20 protein-coding genes and 1 pseudogene are annotated in these 23,749 nt (G+C 67.5%); 8 read left to right on the plus strand and 13 right to left on the minus strand.

Annotated features, from left to right (window positions below):
* Window positions 1–124: 124 nt before the first annotated feature.
* Window positions 125–1,177, minus strand: a complete 1,053-nt coding sequence (locus tag HWX03_RS31290; protein WP_175873910.1) for an RNA-guided endonuclease TnpB family protein — start codon at window positions 1,175–1,177, stop codon at window positions 125–127.
* 89 nt (window positions 1,178–1,266) lie between these two features.
* Between HWX03_RS31290 and HWX03_RS31295 the strand changes: the two genes are divergently transcribed.
* Window positions 1,267–2,154 carry a LysR family transcriptional regulator gene (locus tag HWX03_RS31295; RefSeq protein WP_175873911.1) on the plus strand — a complete coding sequence of 296 codons (888 nt, stop codon included), beginning with the start codon at window positions 1,267–1,269 and terminating at the stop codon, window positions 2,152–2,154.
* A gap of 132 nt (window positions 2,155–2,286) precedes the next feature.
* On the opposite strand, the gene HWX03_RS31300 is transcribed toward HWX03_RS31295, so the two are convergent.
* Window positions 2,287–3,339, minus strand: a complete 1,053-nt coding sequence (locus HWX03_RS31300) for an RNA-guided endonuclease TnpB family protein (RefSeq protein ID WP_175873912.1) — start codon at window positions 3,337–3,339, stop codon at window positions 2,287–2,289.
* Between the two features lie 147 nt (window positions 3,340–3,486).
* Between HWX03_RS31300 and HWX03_RS31305 the strand changes: the two genes are divergently transcribed.
* From HWX03_RS31305 to HWX03_RS31320, 4 genes are all read left to right on the plus strand, one after another.
* The gene (locus HWX03_RS31305; RefSeq protein ID WP_175873913.1) at window positions 3,487–4,923 is read left to right on the plus strand and encodes a D-aminoacylase; all 1,437 of its coding nucleotides are present in this window, start codon (window positions 3,487–3,489) and stop codon (window positions 4,921–4,923) included.
* Window positions 4,924–4,995: 72 nt separating this feature from the next.
* The gene (locus HWX03_RS31310) at window positions 4,996–6,336 is read left to right on the plus strand and encodes an MFS transporter (RefSeq protein WP_175873914.1); all 1,341 of its coding nucleotides are present in this window, start codon (window positions 4,996–4,998) and stop codon (window positions 6,334–6,336) included.
* A gap of 14 nt (window positions 6,337–6,350) precedes the next feature.
* Window positions 6,351–7,694 carry an amidase family protein gene (locus tag HWX03_RS31315; RefSeq protein WP_175873915.1) on the plus strand — a complete coding sequence of 448 codons (1,344 nt, stop codon included), beginning with the start codon at window positions 6,351–6,353 and terminating at the stop codon, window positions 7,692–7,694.
* A gap of 120 nt (window positions 7,695–7,814) precedes the next feature.
* Window positions 7,815–9,056, plus strand: coding sequence for an FAD-binding oxidoreductase (locus HWX03_RS31320; RefSeq protein WP_175873916.1), 1,242 nt, complete (start codon window positions 7,815–7,817; stop codon window positions 9,054–9,056).
* Between the two features lie 49 nt (window positions 9,057–9,105).
* Here the strand turns inward: HWX03_RS31320 and HWX03_RS31325 are convergent.
* The 10 genes and pseudogenes from HWX03_RS31325 to HWX03_RS31370 all read right to left on the minus strand — a co-directional run bounded on the left by HWX03_RS31325 (window position 9,106) and on the right by HWX03_RS31370 (window position 19,731).
* Window positions 9,106–10,249, minus strand: a pseudogene (locus HWX03_RS31325) (alpha-hydroxy acid oxidase).
* 181 nt (window positions 10,250–10,430) lie between these two features.
* Window positions 10,431–11,198 carry a FadR/GntR family transcriptional regulator gene (locus HWX03_RS31330; RefSeq protein WP_175873917.1) on the minus strand — a complete coding sequence of 256 codons (768 nt, stop codon included), beginning with the start codon at window positions 11,196–11,198 and terminating at the stop codon, window positions 10,431–10,433.
* Window positions 11,199–11,265: 67 nt separating this feature from the next.
* Window positions 11,266–12,156, minus strand: a complete 891-nt coding sequence (locus tag HWX03_RS31335; protein ID WP_175873918.1) for an amidohydrolase family protein — start codon at window positions 12,154–12,156, stop codon at window positions 11,266–11,268.
* Window positions 12,157–12,222: 66 nt separating this feature from the next.
* The gene (locus tag HWX03_RS31340; protein WP_175873919.1) at window positions 12,223–13,164 is read right to left on the minus strand and encodes an ABC transporter substrate-binding protein; all 942 of its coding nucleotides are present in this window, start codon (window positions 13,162–13,164) and stop codon (window positions 12,223–12,225) included.
* A gap of 72 nt (window positions 13,165–13,236) precedes the next feature.
* The gene (locus tag HWX03_RS31345) at window positions 13,237–14,274 is read right to left on the minus strand and encodes an ABC transporter permease (protein WP_174434312.1); all 1,038 of its coding nucleotides are present in this window, start codon (window positions 14,272–14,274) and stop codon (window positions 13,237–13,239) included.
* A 28-nt stretch (window positions 14,275–14,302) separates the two neighbouring features.
* Complete coding sequence (locus tag HWX03_RS31350; RefSeq protein WP_175873920.1) at window positions 14,303–15,841, minus strand: sugar ABC transporter ATP-binding protein; 1,539 nt, start codon at window positions 15,839–15,841, stop codon at window positions 14,303–14,305.
* Window positions 15,842–15,853: 12 nt separating this feature from the next.
* A complete protein-coding gene (locus HWX03_RS31355) occupies window positions 15,854–16,630 on the minus strand; it encodes an SDR family oxidoreductase (protein ID WP_175873921.1) in 777 nt (258 codons plus the stop codon).
* Between the two features lie 79 nt (window positions 16,631–16,709).
* On the minus strand, window positions 16,710–17,987 hold the full coding sequence (locus tag HWX03_RS31360; RefSeq protein ID WP_175873922.1) for an L-fuconate dehydratase: 1,278 nt from the start codon (window positions 17,985–17,987) through the stop codon (window positions 16,710–16,712).
* 23 nt (window positions 17,988–18,010) lie between these two features.
* The gene (locus HWX03_RS31365; protein ID WP_175873923.1) at window positions 18,011–18,853 is read right to left on the minus strand and encodes an ureidoglycolate lyase; all 843 of its coding nucleotides are present in this window, start codon (window positions 18,851–18,853) and stop codon (window positions 18,011–18,013) included.
* A gap of 113 nt (window positions 18,854–18,966) precedes the next feature.
* A complete protein-coding gene (locus HWX03_RS31370) occupies window positions 18,967–19,731 on the minus strand; it encodes an SDR family oxidoreductase (RefSeq protein ID WP_175822029.1) in 765 nt (254 codons plus the stop codon).
* Between the two features lie 666 nt (window positions 19,732–20,397).
* Between HWX03_RS31370 and HWX03_RS31375 the strand changes: the two genes are divergently transcribed.
* The 3 genes from HWX03_RS31375 to HWX03_RS31385 all read left to right on the plus strand — a co-directional run bounded on the left by HWX03_RS31375 (window position 20,398) and on the right by HWX03_RS31385 (window position 22,353).
* Window positions 20,398–20,688: a DUF3331 domain-containing protein gene (locus tag HWX03_RS31375; protein ID WP_174434306.1), complete on the plus strand. Its 291-nt coding sequence runs from the start codon at window positions 20,398–20,400 to the stop codon at window positions 20,686–20,688.
* A 166-nt stretch (window positions 20,689–20,854) separates the two neighbouring features.
* Window positions 20,855–21,841, plus strand: a complete 987-nt coding sequence (locus tag HWX03_RS31380; RefSeq protein ID WP_175873924.1) for an oxidoreductase — start codon at window positions 20,855–20,857, stop codon at window positions 21,839–21,841.
* A 215-nt stretch (window positions 21,842–22,056) separates the two neighbouring features.
* Window positions 22,057–22,353, plus strand: a complete 297-nt coding sequence (locus HWX03_RS31385; protein ID WP_175822030.1) for a DUF4148 domain-containing protein — start codon at window positions 22,057–22,059, stop codon at window positions 22,351–22,353.
* Between the two features lie 192 nt (window positions 22,354–22,545).
* Here the strand turns inward: HWX03_RS31385 and HWX03_RS31390 are convergent, their stop codons facing one another.
* Complete coding sequence (locus tag HWX03_RS31390) at window positions 22,546–23,745, minus strand: TauD/TfdA family dioxygenase (protein WP_175873925.1); 1,200 nt, start codon at window positions 23,743–23,745, stop codon at window positions 22,546–22,548.
* Window positions 23,746–23,749: the final 4 nt, after the last annotated feature.

Consider the following 23,749-nt stretch of genomic DNA (forward strand, 5'->3'; position numbering starts at 1 on the left):
GGGCCACGCGGTAGACAGTGAATCGATATCGACGAGAATATCCGCTTGTCCTGCGGCCAACCGTCGGAATGCCCGCATGCAGGATCCAGCCTGCACACCGGAGCGCCTTGACGTCCTCTTCTCCCTAAAGGGAGAGGATTCCCACACCTGGCGATGCACGCCCGCATCGGAGAATGTTCAGCGCAGCGTTGGTATCTCGATCATGCTCGACACCACAGTCACTGCAGGTCCACTCTCTTATTCTCAGTCCCGCGATACCTTTCGGCCGCGTCGTGCTGTCTTTCGACCCGCACGCCGAACAGGACTGGGTGGAGCCGCTTTCGTCGACTTCCTCGAACAGGGCCCCGTGCGCGATCGCCTTGTAACAGAGCTTGTTTCGGAAGGACGACCAGGACGCGTCGTAGACGCTCTTCGCCATCCTGGTTCTGGCGAGTTTGACAGCCGACACGTTGCCGACCGCGATGTAATCGAAACGCCGCACCAGATCGAGCGCGAGCTTATGCTGGAAATCGGCACGGGCATTCGCGACCTTCGCGTGCAGCTTCGCGATATGCCGCTTGTGCTTTCGCGCCCGTTGCGCTTTCGCCAGCTTTTCCGCCGCTCGTCGACCGAACTGGTCATTGGGCAGTTTCTCGCCGGTCGAAAGTGTGGCGAAGTCTTTCAGACCGAGATCGATGCCGACGCCGGAACGGATCGGGCGGGCCTGCACATCCGGCATCTCGATCACGATGTTGAGAAACCAGTTGCCGCGTGCATCCTGCGCAAAGTTGGTCCCGTCCTTGATCTTGCCTTCGGGAAGCGGCCGGCTGTTGAACACACGAAAGGTGTTGCCGGCGAAACGGAACGCGTCGCCCTCGCGCTTCAGGTCGCGCCCCTTCAGCGGCACCCAGCCGAGCGATTTCCTGCCGCGATAGCGCAGGTAGGGCCGACGGCGCTGACTGCGCGACTTCGCATATTGCTCGCACGTCGCGTTGATCGTGCCGGAGTGGATGCCGAGTTCCTTGCTGCTGCCGGTCGTCAGCACGTTCAGGTCGAAACCGGTCGGCCACTTCTTGCCCCACTTGAGCGCGTGCTTCTGCGTGTCATTGCAGAAGTTCCAGACGTAGTTCACCGTACGGCTCTGCTTGTTGAGCAGTCCGTTGAGCGACTTCACCCGGTAGCGGTAGACAAGGATCATGCAGGTGATCCTAACCCGTGGAAGAAGCAGCCTGTCAACAGCACGCCTTTCCTCCCCGTCCTGACGGACGGGGTTTCTCGGAGCAATTGATGAAAGTCGAAAACTCGGAACTCGAAGCATTCGTCGCCGTCGCGGAACTCGGCACGTTCCATCGCGCGGCGGAAAAGCTGAACCTCACCCAGCCGGGGCTGTCGCGCCGCATCCAGAAACTCGAACAGACGCTCGGCGTCGAGTTGTTCCAGCGCACCACGCGCAGCGTGACGTTGACGGGCGTCGGCCGCCAGTTCCTGCCGATGGCGCGCGAGCAGATCGCGCAGCTCGGGATGATGCTGTCGTCGATCCAGGACATCGCGCAAAAACGTTACGGCAAGGTGCGGCTCGCGTCGATCCCGACGATCGTCGCGCAGGCGCTGCCTGACGTGCTGCTTCGCTACGCCGCAAAGTATCCCCACGTCGCCGTGCAGATCCTCGACGGCAATCACGACTTCGTGCTGTCGCAGGTGCGCGCGGGCATCGCCGAATTCGGCGTGAGCCTGCATCCCGGCGACGACGACGATCTCCTGTTCGAACCGCTCTTCACCGACCGTTACGTGCTCGCGGCGCACGACGACGATCCGCTGGCGCGCGCGGACGCCGTCACGCTCGGCGAGTTGCGCCAGGCGAAGCTGATCATCGGCGGTCGCGACAGCGGCAACCGCCTGCTGCTCGAAATGCTGATGGGCCAGGAAGCGGTGCGAACCCGCTGGTTCTACGAGGTCGAGCACATCTCGTGCGTTGCGGCGCTGGTGGCGGCCGGGGTCGGCTGCGCGATCCTGCCCGAGAGCGCGCTGCGTGCGTACGGCTCGCCCGCGGTGCGCGCGGTGCCGATCGCGAGCCCGACGATCGAGCGCACGGTCGGCATCGTTCGGCATCGCGCCATCTCGATGTCCAGCTTCGCGAGCGACCTCCATGCGCTGGTGAAGGCGTCGTTCGCGTGACGCCACGCGCCGCGGGGCGGCACGGCAGCGCGCGGCATTGATGCCGGTTTCGCATGAATCGCGAGCCGAACGGCATTGGACACCCGAAAAATGGCTGGGGACGATGGGGGCGAACTTGACGTCCTCGTCCGCCTAAAGGCGGAGGATTCCCACACCTGGCGATGCACGTCCGCATCGGAGAATGTTCAACGCAGCGTTGGTATCTCGATCATGCTCGACACCACAGTCACTGCAGGCCCACTCTCTTATTCGCAGTCCCGCGATACCTTTCGGCCGCGCTGTGCTGTCTTTCGATCCGCACGACGAACAGGACTGGGTCGAACCGCTTTCGTCGACTTCCTCGAACGTGGCTCCGTGCGCGATCGCCTTGTAGCGGAGCTTGTTTCGGAAAGACGACCAGGATGCGTCGTAGACGCTCTTCGCCATCCTGGTTCTGGCGAGTTTTGCGGCCGACACGTTGCCGACCGCGATGTAATCGAAGCGCCGCACCAGATCGAGCGCGAGCTTGTGCTGGAAGTCGGCACGGGCGTTCACGACCTTGGCGTGCAGCTTCGCGATTTGCCGCTTGTGCTTTCGTGCTCGTTGCGCTTTCGCGAGCTTTTCCGCCGCGCGTCGACCGAACTGGTCATTAGGCAGCTTCTCGCCGGTCGAAAGTGTGGCGAAGTCTTTCAGGCCGAGATCGATGCCCACACCGGAACGGATAGGTCGGGCCTGAACGTCGGGTACTTCGATCACGATGTTGAGAAACCAGTTGCCGCGCGCATCCTGCGCGAAGTTGGTGCCGTCCTTGATCTTGCCTTCGGGAAGCGGACGGCTGTTGAACACGCGAAAGGTGTTCCCGGCGAAGCGGAACGCGTCGCCCTCGCGCTTCAGGTCACGCCCCTTCAGCGGCACCCAGCCCAGCGATTTCCTGCCGCGATAGCGCAGGTACGGGCGTCGGTGCTGACTGCGCGATTTCGCATATTGCTCGCACGTCGCGTTGACCGTGCCGGAGTGAATACCGAGTTCCTTGCTGCTGCCGGTCGTCAGCACATTCAAGTCGAAACCGGTCGGCCACTTCCTGCTCCACTTGAGCGCGTGCTTCTGCGTGTCGTTGCAGAAGTTCCAGACGTAGTTCACCGCACGGCTCTGCTTGTTGAGCAGTCCGTTGAGCGATTTCACCCGGTAGCGGTAGACAAGGATCATGCCGGTGATCCTAACCCGTGGAAGAAGCTGCCTGTCAACAGCACGCCTTTCCTTCCCGCCATCAATGGCGGGGTTTCTCGGAGCAAATTCTGATGAACGACGGAAACGGGTAGCGCCCCGGATCCGACGGATTCTGGAGGAACCACCATGCATTTCGACGTGATCCTGCGTCGCGGCGAGTTGATCGACGGCACCGGGGCCGCACGCTTCGAAGCCGATCTCGGCGTGACCGGCGAGCGCATCGCGGCGATCGGCGACCTGGGCGGTGCGACGGCCACGCACACGCTCGATGCGAGCGGGCTCGTCGTCGCGCCGGGCTTCATCGACAGCCACACGCACGACGACGCGTTCGTGTTGACCGATCCCGACGTCGAGCCGAAGGTCGCCCAGGGCGTCACGACGGTGATCGCCGGCAATTGCGGCATCAGCCTCGCGCCGCTGCTCGCCGAACGCGACGTGCCGCAGCCGCTCGACCTGCTGGGCGCCTGGCAGTCGTTCCGCTTCCCGTCCTTTCGCGCGTATCTCGACGCACTCGACGCAACGCCCGCCGCCGTCAATACGGCGGCCCTGATCGGCCACTCGACGCTGCGCGTGCGGCACATGGCCGATCTCGACCGCGCGGCCAACGCGGCTGAAATCGCGGCGATGGCGGCCGACGTGCGCGAAGCGATGGCGGCCGGTGCGTTCGGCGTCTCGTCGGGCACCTTCTACCCGCCCGCCGCAGCCGCGACGACGGACGAACTGATCGACGTGTGCGCGCCGCTGCGCGAGACGGGCGGCGTGTTCGCGACGCACCTGCGCGACGAAACCGACGCGATCATCGCGTCGCTCGACGAAGCGTTCTCGATCGGGCGCGCGCTCGACGTGCGCGTCGTGCTGTCGCATCACAAGGTGGCCGGCAAGGCCAATCACGGCCGCTCGGTCGAAACGCTTGCGCATATCGACGCGCAGCGCACGCGACAACCGCTGTGTCTCGACTGCCATCCGTATCCGGCCACGTCGACGATGCTGCGCGCGGATCGCATCCGCCAGTCGTCGCGCGTGATCCTCGCATGGTCGAAGCCGCATCCCGAACTCGCGGGCCGCGATTTCCATGAACTGCTGCCGCTGTTCGGCGATTCCGTCGACGCCGCGATCGACGCGCTGCGCCCCGCCGGCGCGATCTACTTCGTGATGGACGAAGCGGATGTCGAGCGCATCATCCGTCACGAACTGACGATGGTCGGCTCCGACGGCCTGCCCAACGACATGCGCCCGCACCCGCGCTTGTGGGGCACGTTCCCGCGCGTGCTCGGCGAATTCTCCCGCGAGCGCGGCCTGTTCCCGCTCGAAACCGCCGTGCGCAAGATGACGGGCCTCACCGCCGAGCAGTTCGGCATCGCGGAGCGCGGACGGCTCGCGGTCGGTCATTACGCCGATCTCGTCGTGTTCGACCCGGCGCGCGTGATCGACCGCGCGACGTTCGCGAGCCCGACGCTGCGCCCCGAAGGCATCGAGCACGTGTTCGTCAACGGGCGGGCCGTGCTCGAACATGGCCGGCACACCGGCACGCGTCCCGGCCGGGCGCTGCGCCGCGACATCTAGAACCGGCCGATCGACGGCGCGCGGTCGCGTGGTCGCGGCAGCCGCCCCGGAGTCCACCTGCACGGAGTCACCATGACGAATCCCAACGGTGCCGCCACGCCGCGCGGCATGCAAGCCGGCCCGCCCGCGCACGCGGAGGCCGTCGCCCCCGGCCTCGATGCGCTGTATGCACGCCTGAGCCGGCGCATCATTCCGCTGATCCTGGTCTGCTATTTCTTCGGCTATCTCGACCGCGTCAACGTCGGCTTCGCGAAGCTGCAGATGGTGACGGACCTGCACCTCACGGACGCCGCCTACGGCGTCGGTGCGGGCCTGTTCTTCGTCGGCTACCTGCTGCTGCAGGTGCCGGCCGGCTGGCTCGTGCGGCGGATCGGCGTGAAGCGCTGTCTCGCCGGCTCGATGCTGACGTGGGGCGTCGTGTCGGTCGCCACGCTCGCGACCCGCGACACCGCGAGCTTCTACGCGCTGCGCTTCCTGCTCGGCGTGACCGAAGCGAGCTTCTTTCCGGCCGTGATCGCGTACTTCAGCGTGTGGTTTCCGTCGCACCGGCTCGCGAAGGTCATGGCCTTCCTGTTTCTCGCGATGCCGCTCGGCGTGATCGTCGGCGGGCCGCTGTCAGGCTGGATCATGGACGCCACGCACGGCGGCTTCGGGCTGCGCGGCTGGCAGTGGATGTTCGTGATCGAAGGCCTGCCGGCCATCGTGCTCGGCCTGTACCTGCTCGTGCGTGTGACGGAACGGATCGACGATGCAACCTGGCTGACCGATACGGAAAAGCGGATGATTCACGCGGAGATGGCTCAGGAAGCGGCCGGCAAGCGCACCCATCTCAGCGCCGCGCTGCGCGAGCCGACCCTGTGGCTGCTGTTCGCGACGTCGTTCCTCTACAACGTCGGCAACTACGGGCTCGTGTTCTGGATGCCGACGATGATCAAGGCGCTCGGATCGTTGAGCAACCTCCAAATCGGCCTGGTCAGCGCCATCCCGTACCTGGTCGCGTCGGTCGCGATGGTCGCGAACGCGCAGCATTCGGTGCGAACCGGCGAGCGCCGCTGGCATACGGCGCTGCCGGTCGCGATCGGCGGCGTCGCGCTGCTCGCGAGCCTCGGCATGCGCGCGCATCCCGTGCTCGCGGTCGCGTGCCTGACCGCCGGCGTGGCCGGCATCATGAGCACGCTCGCGATGTTCTGGAGCCTGCCGTCGCGAATTCTCGCGGGAGAAGCGGCCGCGGGCGGCGCCGGGCTCGTCAACATCGGCGCGGCCGTCGCGGGGTTCGTCGGCCCGACGCTGATGGGCTACGCAACCGGATTGACAGGCAGCACCGAGCTCGGCGTCGCGCTGCTCGCCTTCACGCTGTTCGCCGCCGCCGCGCTGATCCTGTCGATTCCGCGCCGGCTCATGGTGCGCACGTGAACGCGGCGCCGTCGATGCGCAGCGCGCTGGCGTTGGCGACCGGGGTGCGCAGCGGGCGGGTGAGCGCGGCGTCGCTCGTGCAAGCCGTGCTCGCCGACATCGCCGCGCGCGACAGTGCGATCAACGCGTGCGCACACACCTTCGACGAGCGGGCACGGCGCGATGCGCTGCGCATCGACCGCCTCGTGCGGGACGGGCGCGACGCGGGCCCGCTGGCAGGCGTGCCGTTCCTCGTGAAGTGGAACATCGACGTGGCCGGTTATACGACGGTTGCCGGATCGCCGGCGCGCGCTGCATTGCCGGCCGCCCGCACCGATGCGCCGATCGTTGCGCGACTGTGCGCGGCCGGCGCGGTCCCCATAGGCGCGACACAGATGGACGAACTCGCGTGCGGCGCCACCGGTGTGAATCCGTACTATGGCCCGGTGCGTCTGCCGGCCGATCCGACGCGCATGACGGGCGGCTCGTCGAGCGGCTCGGCCGCCGCGGTCGCCGCCGGATACGTGCCGCTCGCGCTCGGCAGCGATACCAACGGATCGATCCGCGCGCCGGCGGCGCTGTGCGGCGTATGGGGGTTTCGTCCCGGCGACGGGCGATTGTCGCGAGCCGGCTGCGTGCCGTATGCGGACTCGCTCGATACCGTCGGCGGGTTCGCGAACGATATCGACGATCTTGCGGTGCTGTATGACACGCTGGGCGAAGCACAGGCACCGCGCGCGCAACCGCCGCGCGATCCGGCCGCCCCGCTTCACGTCGCCGTACTGACCGGCGATTTCGAAACACATGCCGATGCGGATGCGCAACGCGCTGTCCGGCGTGCAGCGGCGTGCCTGCGGGCGGGCGAAGCCGTGCCCGTCGCCAGCGACGAAGTCGCACGCGTGCGCGAAGCGGCGCTCGTGATCTCGAACGTGGAGCTCGCGCGCGCCCATCGCGGGTTGCTCGACGTCCCGGCGGCGCTCGTCTCCGAGCGCCTGCGGTCGCGCGTCGCGGCCGGCCTCGCGACGTCCGACTCCGCGTATCGGCACGCGCTTGCCTGTCGTGCCGCCTGGCGTGCGCGCATTGCAGCGCTGTTCGCGCGCTACGACCTGCTGCTCGTGGCCGCGACGCCCTGTGCGGCGCCGCGCTTCACCGACGCGACCGTCGACGTCAACGGCGTCGCGCTCGAACCCGCGAAGACGCTCGGCCTGCTGACGCAGCCGATTTCATTCGCGGGGCTGCCGGTCGTCAGCGCGCCGTGTTTCGTATCGGGCGAGTTGCCGGTCGGGGTCCAGTTGATCGGTGCGCCCGGCGATGACGCGGTGTGCTTCCACGCCGCGCAGCAATTCTCGGCCGCGTGGCGCGACGACATGAGCCGGTAGCGACACGCCCCTCTTGGTGCCCCGCTCCGCCGCGAGTATGCTTGTGCTTCGCACGCTCTCCAACACGCGGCGGCACGGTAGACGCGACACCGATGCCCCGCCAACCGTCACTCACCATCGATGGATTTCGACGTCATCGTTCTCGGCGCCGGCATCGTCGGCGTCTGCGCCGCGCTGCACCTGCAGGATCGCGGCCGCAAGGTCGCCCTCGTCGATCGCGGCGCGCCCGGCGAAGGCACGAGCTTCGGCAATGCCGGGCTGATCGAGCGCTCGTCGGTCGAGCCGTATCCGTTCCCGCGCAGCCCGTTCACGCTGATGCGCTATGCGCTGAACCGTTCGACCGACCTCTACTGGCACAGCGCGTCGCTGCCCGCGTTCGCGCCGTGGCTCGCGCGGTTCTGGTGGGAATCGGCGCCGCTGCGTCACGCGGCGGCTTCGCGCGACATGCTGCCGCTGATCGAGCGCTGCATCGTCGAACACGACGCGCTGATCTCGCGCGCCGGCGCCGGCGAACTGATCCGCGCGAGTGGCTGGCTGGAAGCGTTCCGCACGCCGGCCGCATTCGAACGCGGCGTGGCCGAGGCCGGCCTCACCGCGCGCCGCCACGGGCTCGGCATCACGCCGCTCGACGCGGCCGCGCTGCTCGCGCATGAACCGAGCCTCGCACCGGGCTTTTGCGGCGCGCTGCACTGGCTCGACCCGAAAAGCGTCGTCGATCCGGCCGCGCTCGTCAAAGCGTATGCGCACCTGTTCGTGCAGGGCGGCGGCACGCTGCTGACGGGCGACGCCGCGAGCCTCGACGCGCTGTCGCCCGGCTGGCAGGTCCGCACCGATGACGGCCCGGCGGCCGCGCCGGCCGTCGTCGTCGCGCTCGGCCCGTGGTCCGACACGGTGTTCGGCAAGTTCGGCTACAAGATCCCGCTGCGCGAGAAGCGCGGCTATCACATGCACTACGCGCCGTCCGCGCGCGGTGTGCCGTCGGCGCCGATCGTCGATCGCGAATACGGCTACGTGATCGCGCCGATGCGGCGCGGGCTGCGGCTGACGACGGGCGTCGAGATCGCGCGGCGTGGGCTTCCGCCAACGGGTGTGCAGCTCGAACGCGCGGAACGCATCGCGCGGCCGGTGTTCGGTTTCGGCGAGCGGCTCGACCCGCATCCGTGGCTCGGCTTCCGGCCGTGCACGCCCGACATGCGCCCGGTGATCGGCCCCGCGCCCGCGCATCGCGGGCTGTGGTTCGCGTTCGGGCACAACCATCACGGGCTGACGCTCGGCCCCGTCACCGGCCGCCTGCTGGCCGAGATGATGACCGGCGAAGCGCCGCTCACCGATCCGGCGCCGTATCGCGCGGATCGCTTCTGAGCGCGCGATACCGGCCGGCACGCAGGCCTGAATGGCGTCGCACCCGCCGTCAGCGAAAGCGCAGCTGATTCCGCCCGAGCTGCGAAACGGACGCGCAGCCCATCAGCCGCATGTCCCGCTCGATCTCCGCCCGCATCAGTTGCAACGCGCGCTCGACGCCGGGCTGCCCGGCGGCGGCGAGCGGGAACAGGTAATAACGCCCCAGGCCGACGGCCTTCGCACCCAGCGCCAGCGCTTTCAGCACGTGCGAACCCCGCTGCACGCCGCCATCCATCATCACGTCGATCCGGTCGCCCACCGCGTCGACCACCTCGGCAAGCTGGTCGAATGCGGCGCGCGAACCGTCCAGTTGCCGCCCGCCGTGATTCGACAACACGATCCCCGTGCAGCCGATATCCACCGCCCTGCGGGCGTCGTCGACCGACATCACGCCTTTCAGGCAAAACTGCCCGTTCCACTCGCGCACCATCGCGGCGACATCGTCCCATGACATCGACGGATCTAGCATGTCCGTGAAGTAGCGGCTGATCGAGATCGCGCCGCCGCCCATGTCGACATGCCGGTCGAGTTGCGGCAAACGGAACCGCTCGTGGGTCAGATAGTTGAACGCCCAGGCCGGCTTCAACGCGAACTCGGTCATCCCCGCGAGCGTCAGCCGGAACGGAATCGAGAAGCCGGTGCGCTTGTCGCGCTCGCGATTGCCGCCGGTGATGCTGTCCACCGTCAGCATCATCACGTTCACGCCGGCCTGCCTCGAGCGGTTCATCATCTCGCGGTTGAGGCCGCGATCCTTGTGAAAGTAGAACTGGTACACCTGCGGCCCCGGGCTGATCGCGCGGGCTTCCTCCAGGCTCACGGTGCCGAGCGACGACACGCCGAACATCGTGTCGAATTTCGCGGCCGCGGCGGCGACGGCGCGCTCGCCGTCGTGATGAAAGGCGTTGCAGCGCCGTCGGCGAACAATACACCGGCATGCCGAGCTTTTGCCCCATGACCGTCACCGACAGATCGACATCGCGCACGCCACGCAGCACGTTCGGCACCAGATCGCAGCTTTCGAATGCGCTCGTGTTGCGTCGATACGTGACTTCGTCGTCGGCCGCACCGTCGATGTAATTGAAGATCGGTCCCGGCAACCGCCGTCTCGCCAGCTCACGGAAGTCGTGGAAATTGTGGCAATCGTTCACGCGCATTCGTCACACTCCATTCGGCGCGCGAGCGGCATGCCGGTGGGCCGGCGCGCGTCGCTCGCATCGCAGCGTTCGTTCGGTCCCGGCAGCCGGTGCCTCGTGCGGGACGGATGCCGCGTCGGCACCTGGGCGGGTCCGCATCGCGTCGACAACCGCCGAACCTGCTGGAAATCGATTCGCGCGCTCAGTCGAGCGCACGGCCGAAGATGCGGATCACTTCGTCGAGATGCTCGGCCATCGCGCGGCGCGCGGCATCGGGGTCGCGCGCGCGGATCGCGTCGAGGATCGCGCGATGCTCGCGCTCCGAGCGGTGCGGCATGTCGTTCGGCATGTACAGCGACTGCAGCCGCTGGAACATCAGGTCGTACTTGTGCGCAAGCAACTGCTTGATCATCAGCGCATACGCGGCGTTGTCGCTCGCTTCCGCGATGCGGATATGGAACAGCCGGTCGCCCGGGTGCGTGAGCGAGCCGCTGCGGTTGTCGTCCTGGTTGCGCAGGAACGCTTCATGAATGCCTTCGATCTGCGCGTCCGAGCCGTGCTTCGCGGCCAGCGACGCGGCTTCCGGCTCGATCAGCCGGCGCGCCTGCAGCAGCGCGAACGGCGGGATTTCGGTGTCGAGATCGAGCGCGATGCCGAGCTCGGGATCGATCTCGACGATCGAGAACGGCGCGACCGTCGCATCGGGTGCCGAGGCGGGTTCGGGCGCGGCGGCCGTTTCGGGATGGCGCACCTTCACGCCGTCGCCGACGCGCACGCTGACGAGCCCGTTCACTTCGAGCGCGATCAGCGCCTCGCGCACCGACGTGCGCGACACGCCGAACCGTTCGGCGAGTTCGCGCTCGGGCGGCAGATAGCTGCCCGGCGGGAAATCGCCGGACTCGATCATCGCACTGAGCTTGTCGGCGATCTGCTGGTAGAGGCGGCGGTTCTGAATCGGCTGGATGGACATACGTTGACGCTGGTAATCGGTTTCGTTCCGGACGGCCTGACGAATCGACAGACCGCTCGCGCCTATTTTATATGCCGCGCTTCACATCGCCCGGCACCGCGTAGCAACGCGCGGCCGTGCCGCCCCACAATGCGCCGCGCTCGGCCGCCGACAGCCGCGATTCGGCCCAGCGCTCGACGAGCGACGCCACCTCGTCATACGACGCCGCGAGCAGGCACACGGGCCAGTCCGACCCGAACATCAGCCGCTGCGGGCCGAACGCGTCGAGCGCCGCATCGAGGCACTGCTCGATATGCCGGAGGTCCTGCGCGCGCAGGCCGCGCCGCCAGTCGGCTTCGGTCACGAGCCCCGACAGCTTGCACGCGACGTGCGGCAGCGCGCCCAACTCATGCAGCGACGCGCGCCAGCGCGCGAGCGCCGTGTCGTCGCGCTCGAACTCGGCGAGCGCCGGCTTGCCGGCGTGGTCGAGCACGAGCCAGTGCGCATCGTGCCGCGCGCAGAACGCCCGCACGTCCGGCAACTGGCGCTCGAACACGAGCACGTCGTACACATAGCCGTTCGCCTGCAACCATGCGACGCCGCGATTGAAGCCGGGATCCGCGACGAACGCGCCGACGTCGGCTTCGTCCTGCACCTGATGACGAAAACCGCGCAGCTTCGGGCTGCGCCACTCGGCGACACGGTCGGCCAGCGCCGGCGCACCGAGATCCTCCCAGCCGACCACCGCCGCGATGCGTGCGTCGTCGCGCGCCAGATCGAGCAGGAACGCCGTCTCGTCGCGCCCGGCGCGCGCCTGCACCGCGATCGACGCGCCGAGCGCCTGCGCATGCATCTGCGGCCACAGCGCGTCGGGCAGGTAGTCGCGCGCGAGCACGCCCATGCCGCGGCCGATCCACGGATAGTCGGCCGCGCGATAACGCCAGAAGTGCTGATGCGAATCGATACGCACTGCGCCCATGATGCCCTCGTGTTCGATCACCGCGGCGGCGACGGCCCGCCTCGCCGCCACCGCCATCCGCCACGTTCAGTCGTACAACACCGCCGCGATCTTCGGATCGTCGATATTGGTCTTGTCGTACCAGTAGAAGCCGGTATCGATGACCTTCGGCAGCTTCTCGCCCTTGATCGCCTTCACCGCCGCCTCGACCGTCTTGTAGCCGATGCCGATCGGGTTCTGCGTGATCGCGCCGGCCATCAGCCCGCTGCGGATCGCGTCCTTCTGCTGCTTGCCGGAATCGTAGCCGACGATCACGACCTTGCGCTTCATCTCGCGCACGCCGTTGACCACGCCGATCGCCGAGCCTTCGTTGGTGCCGAACAGCCCCTTGAGCTTCGGATAGCCCTGCAGGATCGACTTCGTCACTTCGGTCGACTTCAGCTGATCGCCTTCGCCGTACTGCACGGTCACGACCTTCACCTTCGGGTGCGCGGACTTCATCCGGTCGAGGAAGCCGTCGCGGCGGTCGATGCCGGTGCGGCTCGTCTGGTCGTGCGCGACCACGGCCACCTCGCCTTCGTCGCCGATCAGCGCGGCGAGCTTGTCGGCGGCGAGCGCGGCAGCCGCCTTGTTGTTGGTCGCGGCCGTCGTCACCGGGATGTCGCTGTCCACCCCCGAGTCGAACGCGATCACCGGAATCTTCTCCGCCTGCGCCTTCTTCAGCAGCGGCAGCGCGGCCTTGCTGTCGAGGGCCGCGAAGCCGAGCGCGGCTGGCTTCTTCGCGATCGCGGCCGACAGCATGTCGATCTGCTTGTCGACCATCGCCTCGGTTTCGGGCCCTTCGAACGTCACCTTCACCTTGTAGTCCTTCGCGGCCTGCACCGCGCCCGATTTCACGGCCTGCCAGAACTGATGCTGGAAGCCTTTCGAGATCAGCGGGATATAGGTTTCCTGCGCCTGCGCGCCGGCCGTGACGCCGACGGCGAACGTCAGCCCGACGATCGCGTTCAACACCGTGCTCCTGATCACTTCGCGTCTCCTTTTTTTCGTATCGAATGAAATGCCGGCCGAAACCGGCGGTGAAGCGCATGCCTGCGTGCGTCAGCGGCGGCGCCGGCGCAGGATGTCCACATAGACGGCGAGGATGATGATCACGCCGGTCACGACCGTCTGCCATTCCTGCGCGACCGACATGATGCGCAGCCCGTTGGTCAGCACGCTCATGATGAACGCGCCGATGATGGTGCCGACGATGCTGCCCGCGCCGCCCGACAGCGACGTGCCGCCGATCACGACGGCCGCGATCGCATCGAGTTCGTAGCCCTGCCCGAGCGCCGGCTGCGCCGAGTTCAGCCGCGACGCAATCAGCAGGCCGGCGATCCCGCACACCGCGCCGCTGAACGTGTAGACCGCGATCTTCCACGCGTCGACGTTCACGCCGGATAGCCGGAGCGCCTCCTCGTTGCTGCCGAGCGCGAACGTGTAGCGGCCGAAGATGGTGCGGTTCAGCACGATCGACGCGCCGATCGCGACGAGGAACAGGATCAGCACCGCGTTCGGGATCGGCAGCGCGGGAATCAGGTTGCCGATCAGCGAATCCTGCGCGATCGACGTGAAACCCGGCGTGTCGTTGAAGTAGATCGGTCGCGTGCCCGAGATCACGAGCGACAGCCCCTTGAGCAACATCATCATGCCGAGTGTCGCGATGAACGGCGGCACCTTCATCTTCGCGATCACGAAGCCCGACACGCAGCCCGACAGCGCGCCGAACGCCAGCGCGGCCAGGATCCCCAGCGGCAGCGGCATCCCCCACTTCGTCAGCACGACGCCGGCCATCACCGCGCAGAACGTCATCAGCGTGCCGACCGACAGGTCGATGCCCGACGTGATGATCACGTACGTGCAGGCGACGGCCAGCACGCCGTTCACGGCGGTCGCCTGCAGGATCGACACGAGGTTGTCGACGTCGAGGAAGTTCGACGACGCGAAGCTGAAGAACACGATCAACAGCACGAGGCTCGCGAACGCGAGCAGCTTCTGCCGTGCGGCCGGGTTGAAGAAGCGCGATTTCAGGCTCGACGCGCCGGCCGGCGTGTCGCCGGTGGCAAGGGGCGGAACGGGATGCGTATCGTTGGACATGATTGGGTAGGCGTCTGAATCGGGACAATCAGGACAACACGGTCGACTCGCGCTGCGTCGCGAGCTGCATGATCTTTTCCTGCGTGGCGTCGGCCGCGCGCAGTTCGCCGGTCACGCGGCCTTCGCACATCACGAGAATCCGGTGGCTCATGCGCAGCACCTCGGGCAACTCGGATGAGATCATCACGATCGCCTTGCCGGCTGCGGCCAGCGCGTCGAGCAGCTTGTAGATCTCGCTTTTCGCGCCGATGTCGATGCCGCGCGTCGGCTCGTCGAAGAACAGGATGTCGCAGTCGCGCAGCAGCCACTTCGCGATCACGATCTTCTGCTGGTTGCCGCCCGACAGCAGCCGCGCGGGCTGCGCGACCGACGGCGTGCGGATCGCGAGCTGCCGCACGTACGACTGCGCGGCCTCGCGCATCCCGCGCGCATCGAGGAACACGCCGCGGCGCACGAAGCGGCGCATGCTCGACAGCGCGATGTTGTTCTGCACGTCCATCCCGACCGCGAGCCCGAAATGCTTGCGATCCTCTGACAGGTAGCCGATGCCGGCCTTCACCGCGTCGGCGGGCGTGCGGATCGTCACGGTCCGGCCGTGCACGCGAATCTCGCCCGCGTCGACCGGGTCCGCGCCGAACACCGCGCGCGCAACCTCGGTGCGGCCCGCGCCCATCAGCCCGGCGAAGCCGAGGATCTCGCCGCGCCGCAGCGTGAAGCCGACATCGCGGATCGCGCGGCCGCGCGACAGCCCGCGCACTTCGAGCGCAATCTCGTTCGCGGACGTATCGGGCGGCGTGCGGGATTCCGTATCGAGCTGGCGGCCGACCATCATCGAAATGATCGACTCCATCGACGTGCCCGCCATCGGCACGGTCGCGACGTACTTGCCATCGCGCATCACGGTCACGCGATCGGCGATCTGGCGCAGCTCGTCCATCTTGTGCGAGATGTAGACGATGCCGACCCCGTGCGCGCGCAGGTCGCGGATGATGCGGAACAGCTCGGCGATCTCCGCGTTGTTCAGCGCGGCGGTCGGCTCGTCCATGATCAGCGCGCGCGAGTCGAACGACAGCGCCTTCGCGATCTCCACCATCTGCTGCTTCGCGACCGTCAGCCGGCCGACCGGCGTGCGCGGATCGAGATCGAGCCGCATCCGCTGGAAGATCGCGGCCGCGTCGCGGTTCAGCCGGTCTTCGTCGACGAACACGCCGAAGCGGCCGCGCGGCTCGCGGCCGATGAAGATGTTCTGCGCGACGCTCAGGTGGTTCATCAGGTTCAGCTCCTGATGAATGATGCCGATGCCGAGCGCCTGCGCGGCACGCGGATCGGCGATCTCCACCGGGCGGCCGTCCATCCGGATCTCGCCTGCGTCGCGCTGATAGACGCCCGCGAGAATCTTCATCAGCGTCGACTTGCCGGCGCCGTTCTCGCCCATCAGCGCATGCACTTCGCCCGCGTGCAGGTCGAAACGGCAATCGTCGAGCGCCTGCACGCCCGGAAAGCGCTTGCCGATGCCGGTCAGTGCGATCAGCGGCGGCGCGGTGTTCGGGTTCTGGTCGGGTTGCATGAATCGCGGCCCTCAGCTGATCGCACGATCGAGATGCGTATAGCCGCCATCGACGAACAGCCACTGGCCCGTCGTGTGCGATGCGCGATCCGACAGCAGGAACACGGCCGTGTCGGCGATCTCGTCGGCCGTCGTGAAGCGCTGGCCGAGCGGCACCTTGCCCGCGATTTCCGCGACTTTCGCTTGCGGATCGTCGAAACCGGCGATCCAGTTCTGATAGAGCGGCGTCATCACCTCAGCGGGGATCACCGCGTTCACGCGCACGCCGTCGCCGCGCAACGCGACGGCCCATTCGCGCGTCAGCGCGAGCTGCGCGCCCTTCGACGCGCAATAGCCGCTCGTGTTGCCCTGCCCGGTCACGGCCGTCTTCGACGAGATGTTGACGATCGCGCCGCGCGCCGCCTTCAGGTGCGGCACGCAGTAATGCGCCATCACGTAGTAGTGGATCAGGTTGCGTTCGAGCGATGCGACGAACGCGTCGCGCCCGGCGTCGAGCCCGATGCTGTCGTTGATGCCCGCGTTGTTGACGAGGCCGTCGAGGCGGCCGAAGCGCGCGAGGGTCTGCGCAACCGCGTCGCGGCACTGCGCGTCGTCCTGCAGTTCGACAGTGACGCACGCGGCGCGCGGCTGCTGCTGCGCGAGTGCACGCCAGAACGCGTCGTCGGGCGCGTGGCGCGCGAACACCACCGGGATCGCGCCTTCGCCGGCCAGCCGCATCGAGATCGCGGCGCCGATGCCCGACGCGCCGCCGGTCACGATCACGACCTTGTCTTGCAGATTCAAATCCACTTCGCGTCTCCGTCGTTCATGTTGTCGCCGCGCACGATGCACACGACGCGCATCGTGCGCCGTCGCGCGTTGCCCTACGTCAGCCGCGGAACCGGTACTGCTCCAGCGATTCGGGCTTCATCTCGATCGAGAAACCGGGCGCCGTCGGCGGCATGTACGCCGCGCCGCGCACCACGCACGGTTCGACGAAATGCTCGTGCAGGTGATCGACGTACTCGGTCACGCGCCCTTCCTTCGTGCCGGAAATGCACACGTAGTCGATCATCGACAGGTGCTGCACGTATTCGCACAGCCCGACGCCGCCCGCATGCGGGCACACCGGCAGCCCGTATTTCGCGGCCATCAGCATCACCGCGAGAATCTCGTTCACGCCGCCGAGCCGGCACGCATCGATCTGCACGACGTCGATCGCGCCGCGCGCAATGAACTGCTTGAACAGCACGCGGTTCTGGCACATCTCGCCGGTCGCGACCTGCACCGGCGCGATCGCCTCGCGGATCTTGCGATGCCCTTCGACGTCGTCGGGGCTCGTCGGCTCCTCGATGAACCACGGCCGCGCGAACGCGAGTTCGCGCACCCAGTCGATCGCCTCGTCGACTTCCCACACCTGGTTCGCGTCGATCATCAGCTTGCGGTCGGGGCCGATCACCTCGCGCGCGATCGTCACGCGGCGGATGTCGTCCTCGAGGTTCGCGCCGACTTTCAGCTTCACGTAGTCGAAACCTTCTTCCACCGCCTCGAGGCACAGCCGGCGCAGCTTGTCGTCGCTGTAGCCGAGCCAGCCGGCCGACGTCGTGTAGCACGGGTAGCCGTCGCGCTCCAGCGCGGCGATCCGCGCGGCCTTGCCGGGCGCCTGCCGGCGCAGCAGGTCGAGCGCTTCGTCCGGGCTCAGGCAGTCGGTCAGGTAGCGAAAGTCGATCGCCCGCACCAGCTCCTCCGGGCTCAGGTCGGCGACGAGCCGCCACAACGGCTTGCCGACGGCCTTCGCCCACAAATCCCACACCGCATTGACGACGGCGCCCGTCGCCAGGTGGATCGCGCCCTTGTCGGGGCCGATCCAGCGCAACTGGCTGTCCGACGTGACGTGCCGCCAGAAGCGGCCCATGTCCTCGCGGATCCAGTCGAGGTCGAGACCGACGACGAGGTGGCGCATCGCGTCGATCGCCGCGCAGCAGATTTCGTTGCCACGCCCGATGGTGAACGTGAGCCCGTGGCCCTCGAGGCCATCGTGGTCGGTTTCGAGCACGACGTAGGCCGCCGAATAATCGGGGTCCGGATTCATCGCGTCGGAGCCGTCGAGCTGGCGGGAGGTCGGAAAGCGCACGTCGAGGACGCGCATCGATCGAATGATAGGCATGACGAACCGTCCGTTGAAGGGAATCAGGCCTGCACGGTGCGCTGGCGTTGCTCGCCGAGCCCGTCGATGCCGAGCGTGATCACCTGTCCGGCGCGCAGGTACACGGGCGGCTTCTGCCCGAGGCCGACACCCGGCGGCGTGCCGGTCGAAATCACGTCGCCCGGCTGCAGGCTCATGAAGCGGCTCAGGTAGCTGATCAGGTGCGGCACGCGGAACACCATCGTCGCGGTCGTGCCGTTCTGGTAGCGGTGGCCGTCCACTTCCAGCCACAGCCGCAACGCGTGCGGATCGGGCACTTCGTCGGCCGTCACGAGCCAGGGCCCAAGCGGGCCGAACGTGTCGTTGCCCTTGCCCTTGTCCCACGTGCCGCCACGTTCGAGCTGGTATTCGCGCTCCGACACGTCGTTCACCACGCAGTAACCCGCGACGTGCGACTGCGCATCGGCTTCCGCGATATAGCGGCCGCCCTGGCCGATCACCACGCCGAGCTCGACTTCCCAGTCGGTCTTCTCGGAGCCGCGCGGGATCTCGACGTCGTCGTTCGGGCCCGAGATCGCGCTCGTCCACTTGCCGAACACGACGGGCTCCTTCGGCACCTCCATCCCGGATTCGGCTGCGTGATCCGAGTAGTTGAGCCCGATGCAGATGAACTTGCCGACGCGGCCGACGCACGCGCCGAGCCGCGGCGTGCCTTCGACGAGCGGCAGCGACGACGGCGGGATGTCGCGCAGCCGCGCGAGCGACACGGGGGTCAACGCGTCGCCGGCGATGTCGTCGATCACGCCGGACAGGTCGCGAATCTGGCCGTGCGCATCGAGCAGGCCCGGCTTTTCATGGTGTTTGTCGCCAAATCTCAGCAGTTTCATAGCGTTGTCTGAATGGAAATGGGAAGGGAATGGGAAGGCTGGGTCAGTTCGACACGGTCAGTTCGACGCGGTCGGCTAGACACGGTCAGTTCGACGCGGTCGGCTAGACACGGTCAGTTTGACCAGCCGCCGTCGATCAGATGAATCGTGCCGGTGGTGAACGACGCTTCGTCGGACGCCAGGTACAGCGCGAGCGCGGCCACTTCGTCCGCGGTGCCGATGCGGCCGATCGGCTGGCGCGCGACGAACGCCTGGCGCACCTCGTCGGTGGACACGTGGCGCGTGCGCGCCTGATCGGCGATCCGCTGCGCCAGCGACGGCGATTCGATCGTGCCCGGGCAGATCGCGTTGCAGCGGATGCCCCGCTCGACGAAATCGGCCGCCACCGCCTTGGTCAGCCCGATCACGGCCGCCTTGGTGGTGCCGTACACGAAGCGGTTCGGCACGCCCTTCACGCTCGACGCGGCCGACGCCATGTTGACGATCGACGCGCCGCCGGCTTCGAGCATCGCGGGCAGCAGCGCGCGGATCAGCCGGTACATCGACGTGACGTTCAGGTTCAGCGAGAACGCCCACGCGTCGTCGTCGCAATCGAGGATCGAGCCGTGATGCACGTAGCCCGCGCAGTTGAACAGCACGTCGAACGCGCGTTCGCTCGCGGCGAGCGCGGCCACCTCGTTCGAATCGGTGACGTCGAGTCGCCGCGTGACCAGCCGGCCGCCCGCGCGCTCGGCGTCGGCTTCGAGCCGCACCAGCGCGGCTTCGTTGATGTCGGTCGCCAGCACGTCGGCGCCCTCGCTCGCGAACCGCAGCGCGGTCGCGCGGCCGATGCCCTGCCCGGCCGCCGTCACCAGCGCGCGTTTGCCCTGCAATCTCATGAGCAACTCTCCCGAAAAAGCCGGCCGCCAGTCGGCCGATTGGCACAAAGGACTAAAGGTCCAACCAATCATAGAAAGGGAGCGTGCGTTTGTCACGAAATTGGGATTCAGTATTTACCCGGGGCGGATGAATCCGTCTGGCGCACAAAATTCGGCGTGAAAGCGGCGTTGAGGCCTCGCCCCGCGATCCGCTCAAACCCGATACCGGCGGGCCTTCCAGCCGATTCTTCCGCAACGTTCGGCACGACGGACGGGGCAAACTGACAAAAAAGTCATGTTCGCGTCAGGGTGTCAACGGGTGGCACGCGCCATCATGGCGTTGCCGGACCGCGCTTCCGGTATATCGCCTCCCCGCCCGCGCTGGATCCCTGCGGGCACCTCCGTCCCCCGGCGATATATCCCGTGACTGGGCGAGCAGACACGGCGCGCGGCCCGATTTTCCGCCCCGGACTGTCCGTCCGGGGCTTTTTGTTCTTGGTTTTCCAAGAAAATAAGCGTGGATTGTTTCTAAATCGGCAAAAGGTAATTCGAGCCGGACAGGATGTTTTTTCCGGTCACAGACGCTTACATTTAGCGCACCACTCATGGAAACCGCTACGGATTCGCCATCGGGTAGTGACATCCACTGCCACGGCCGAAACCGCACGAGCTTTAGGAAACGGCAAAATGAAGGCCTCCAAATCCCTGCCTGCGCTCGATCCCGACGACGTCCACGTCGAAATCCTCGAACGTTCCGATACGCTGCTCGTCGTCCGCTGGGTCGAACCCGGCCGCTGTCACTACGGTGAACAGCGCTGGCGACGCCGCTTCGCGCAGCGCACCGGCACCTGCGCGCTGTCGCGCCAGGTCATCCACCGCGGCGACGAAGTGTTCCGCCCGGCCGAGCGCCCGGCCCCCGCGAACGCCGCCGCCATGATCTCCGCCGCCGAGGTGCTCGCGCTGGCCGGCAGCAGGTAAAACCTGCCGGCCGCGCGCCGGGCTGGCGGCGCCACGCCCTACGCCAGCCCTAGAAGCGCCGGTCTAATTCCCCCGCTTGTCTGCTACGTCCGCCCGCACTATCGTTACACCACTCAATGTAACGATTACGTGCCGCGGCCGACCGGCCGCGCCGATGGAGGCAGACATGCATGCATGGAGCGCACGCCACGTCCCGGCGCAAGGCGGCAAGGTCGCGGTCGTGACCGGCGCCAACAGCGGTCTCGGCTGGCAGCTCGCGGAAACGCTGGCCGCGAAAGGCGCGACGGTCGTGATGGGCTGCCGCGACGCCGCACGCGGCGCGCAGGCCGCCGACGCGATCCGCCGGCTTCATCCTCATGCACGCGTCGAAGTCGATCCGCTCGACCTCGCCGATCTCGCGTCGATCGCATGCTTCGCGGCCGACGTCGGCGAACGCCACGGCCGCGTCGACATCCTCTGCAACAACGCCGGCGTGATGTTCCTGCCGCTGCGGCACACGCGCGACGGCTTCGAGATGCAGTTCGGCACCAACCACCTCGGCCATTTCGCGCTGACCGGCCATCTGCTGCCGGCGCTGCGCGCCGCGCGCCGGGCGCGCGTCGTCACGATGTCGAGCGGCTTCAACCGCGGCGGCCGGATTCGCGTGGACGACCTGCGCGCCGCGCATCGCTACAACCGTTATCTCGCCTATTGCGACAGCAAGCTCGCGAACCTCGTGTTCGCGATCGAGTTGCAGCGCCGCTTCGAGCGCGCGGCATTCGCCGGCATCAGCGTCGCCGCGCATCCCGGCTATGCGGCGACCAACCTGCAGTTCGCGGGCCCGGCGATGGAGCGCTCGCCGGCCCGCGCCGCGCTGATGCGCGCCGCGAACCGTTATCTCGCGCAACCGGCCGACCAGGGCGCGCTGCCCGCGATTCATGCGGCAACGTCGCCCGATCTAGCCGGCGGCGCGTACATCGGCCCGTCCGGCTGGTTCGAATCGCGCGGCCTGCCGGCACCGGCGAGCGTGCCGCGCGCGGCACGCAGCGTGGCGGCGGCGGCGTTGCTGTGGGAAGCCTCGGAAGCCGCGACGGGCGTGCGCTTCCTCAGCGCCGGCGCGCCCGCCGGACGCGCGCCGGACCGGCCGTTCGATACGGCGGCCGAAGCACGCTGAGCCGCGCGCCGGTAATCGCAATATTCTTCATACTTATTACGCATGCTGAAAAGAAAGCCAGTTGAAAGACTGATTCGACTCAGCACTGTTACCGGTCAGGAAACAATTTATCGTCAAAATCAGCGTTTACCCTGAACACGCCGGTGACTAAGATTTGATCAATCGCTCAAGACAAGGGTGTCGAGAGCGAACTCAATAAAACACCGGAGGTCACCATGAAATCGCTCGTTTCCGCAGTCGTTGCCGCTGCCGCCCTGTCCGCTTCGTTCGGCGCATTCGCGCAAAGCACCGTGACGCGCGCTCAAGTGCGCAACGAACTGGTCCAGCTCGAACAAGCCGGCTACAAGCCTGGCCTGTCGAGCCCGTACTACCCGAACGACATCCAGAGCGCCGAAGCGCGTGTTCATGGCGCCGACACCAGCGGCTACGGCGCACAACCGGCTCCGCTCGTCCACTCGGGCGCGCCGGCCACGTCGTCGAACGCACGCGACTCGATCTTCTTCGGCCAGTAAGCCGACGCGCCCTCGGCGGGCGCCGCGCATCGCGCGATGAAGTCATGCAGTCCGGACGAGCCCCTTCGCGGGGCTCGTCTTTTTTGTGAAACGCATACCTCCGCCGCCCGGCAGCGGGTGGCTTCGCCCGGACGCCTGGCGTCCGGGTGCTTTTTCCCGACGAGGTGTGCGTGAATGCGCCGGGTGTGTCGATCAGCGTGCCGCAGCTTCGGCCGATGCCGACCGCGACAGCACGCGCCACCGCGACAGCAATTCGTCGCGATCGACGTAACAGCCCTGCAAGTGCCGCCGGCCCGTCGACGGGTCGAACTCGGTGCGCGCATGCAGCACGCGCCGGTTGTCGAACGCCCACATGTCGCCCGCCCGCAACCGGCGCTGCACGCGAAAACGCGGCTCGCGCGCCAGCGCGAGGAACCGTCGGTATGCGCGATAGACGGCCGCCACCGCACCGGCCGGCGCATCGAGCGGCCCGCGCAGGAAGTTCGCGACGCGCACTTCCGTCACGTTGCCTCGCGCATCGCGCCCGATCACCGGCGCCGAACAGCGGTAGTCGCTATTCGCGCTCTTGTTCCAGAACTCGAACGGCGTCGACGCGAGTCGCTCGAAATCGTCCGGATGTTCGCGCCGCAGCGCATCCGCGAGCGCGAAGCCGTCGAGGAAGATACTGTCGCCGCCCGTCGCGTCGTTCGCGAGGCAGTGCAAGAACTGCACGCCCGGCTGCAATTCGCGCGTCGGCAGGTCGGTGTGCGGCGGAAGATTCAACGACGTATACGCATTGCTGTCCGGGCGCGGCTTCGATTCGACGTCGAACAGCACGCCGAAATTGCTTTCGCGGATCAGGCCGATGCGGCGCGCGATCCCGTCGACGCGGCAACGCTCGGCCGGCACGCCCTCGACGAGCGTCAGCCCCGTGCGCTGCAATGCGCCGAGCCATGCGAGCAACGCGCGGTCGTCCTCCATCACGTCGCGCCATGCGAACACGCCGATCGCCGTCGCGTCGTCGCCGGTCCACACGTGCCGCCCGTGCGCGGCCATGCGCTCCGCGCGCGACGCATCGTCGTAGGCATGCGCACGCAACCAGCCAGACGACCACGCGCTGCGGTGCCCGTCGTTCCATTCCACCTGCAGCGCGCCGTCGGTTTCGACGTGCACGGTGAGCGCGGACAGATCCTCGCGCGCATCGGCGATCTCGAACACCTGTTCGCGCGTGGCCGCATGCACGCACGCGGCACACGCGCAGTTGTCGCGCAGCCAGTCGAAATGGAACGGCGATCGTCGCGCGTCGCTCCACTCGACGTCGATCGCATCATCGCCGATCGTCGCCGCCGCGATGGCCGCGTCGGCCGAAAACGTCCGCCAGTCCTCGATACGGTGTTGCGCTGCCGCCTGCATCGTT

The organism is Burkholderia sp. BCC0397, assembly GCF_902832865.1.
In the GTDB taxonomy this organism is placed as follows: domain Bacteria; phylum Pseudomonadota; class Gammaproteobacteria; order Burkholderiales; family Burkholderiaceae; genus Burkholderia.

What these genes read in the sequence shown, in the direction of transcription:
- HWX03_RS31290 (WP_175873910.1), bottom strand. Translation starts at nt 1,177, where the DNA reads ATGATCCTTGTCTACCGCTACCGGGTGAAGTCGCTCAACGGACTGCTC.
- HWX03_RS31295 (WP_175873911.1), top strand. Translation starts at nt 1,267, where the DNA reads ATGAAAGTCGAAAACTCGGAACTCGAAGCATTCGTCGCCGTCGCGGAA.
- HWX03_RS31300 (WP_175873912.1), bottom strand. Translation starts at nt 3,339, where the DNA reads ATGATCCTTGTCTACCGCTACCGGGTGAAATCGCTCAACGGACTGCTC.
- HWX03_RS31305 (WP_175873913.1), top strand. Translation starts at nt 3,487, where the DNA reads ATGCATTTCGACGTGATCCTGCGTCGCGGCGAGTTGATCGACGGCACC.
- HWX03_RS31310 (WP_175873914.1), top strand. Translation starts at nt 4,996, where the DNA reads ATGACGAATCCCAACGGTGCCGCCACGCCGCGCGGCATGCAAGCCGGC.
- HWX03_RS31315 (WP_175873915.1), top strand. Translation starts at nt 6,351, where the DNA reads ATGCGCAGCGCGCTGGCGTTGGCGACCGGGGTGCGCAGCGGGCGGGTG.
- HWX03_RS31320 (WP_175873916.1), top strand. Translation starts at nt 7,815, where the DNA reads ATGGATTTCGACGTCATCGTTCTCGGCGCCGGCATCGTCGGCGTCTGC.
- HWX03_RS31330 (WP_175873917.1), bottom strand. Translation starts at nt 11,198, where the DNA reads ATGTCCATCCAGCCGATTCAGAACCGCCGCCTCTACCAGCAGATCGCC.
- HWX03_RS31335 (WP_175873918.1), bottom strand. Translation starts at nt 12,156, where the DNA reads ATGGGCGCAGTGCGTATCGATTCGCATCAGCACTTCTGGCGTTATCGC.
- HWX03_RS31345 (WP_174434312.1), bottom strand. Translation starts at nt 14,274, where the DNA reads ATGTCCAACGATACGCATCCCGTTCCGCCCCTTGCCACCGGCGACACG.
- HWX03_RS31350 (WP_175873920.1), bottom strand. Translation starts at nt 15,841, where the DNA reads ATGCAACCCGACCAGAACCCGAACACCGCGCCGCCGCTGATCGCACTG.
- HWX03_RS31360 (WP_175873922.1), bottom strand. Translation starts at nt 17,987, where the DNA reads ATGCCTATCATTCGATCGATGCGCGTCCTCGACGTGCGCTTTCCGACC.
- HWX03_RS31365 (WP_175873923.1), bottom strand. Translation starts at nt 18,853, where the DNA reads ATGAAACTGCTGAGATTTGGCGACAAACACCATGAAAAGCCGGGCCTG.
- HWX03_RS31370 (WP_175822029.1), bottom strand. Translation starts at nt 19,731, where the DNA reads ATGAGATTGCAGGGCAAACGCGCGCTGGTGACGGCGGCCGGGCAGGGC.
- HWX03_RS31375 (WP_174434306.1), top strand. Translation starts at nt 20,398, where the DNA reads ATGAAGGCCTCCAAATCCCTGCCTGCGCTCGATCCCGACGACGTCCAC.
- HWX03_RS31380 (WP_175873924.1), top strand. Translation starts at nt 20,855, where the DNA reads ATGCATGCATGGAGCGCACGCCACGTCCCGGCGCAAGGCGGCAAGGTC.
- HWX03_RS31385 (WP_175822030.1), top strand. Translation starts at nt 22,057, where the DNA reads ATGAAATCGCTCGTTTCCGCAGTCGTTGCCGCTGCCGCCCTGTCCGCT.
- HWX03_RS31390 (WP_175873925.1), bottom strand. Translation starts at nt 23,745, where the DNA reads ATGCAGGCGGCAGCGCAACACCGTATCGAGGACTGGCGGACGTTTTCG.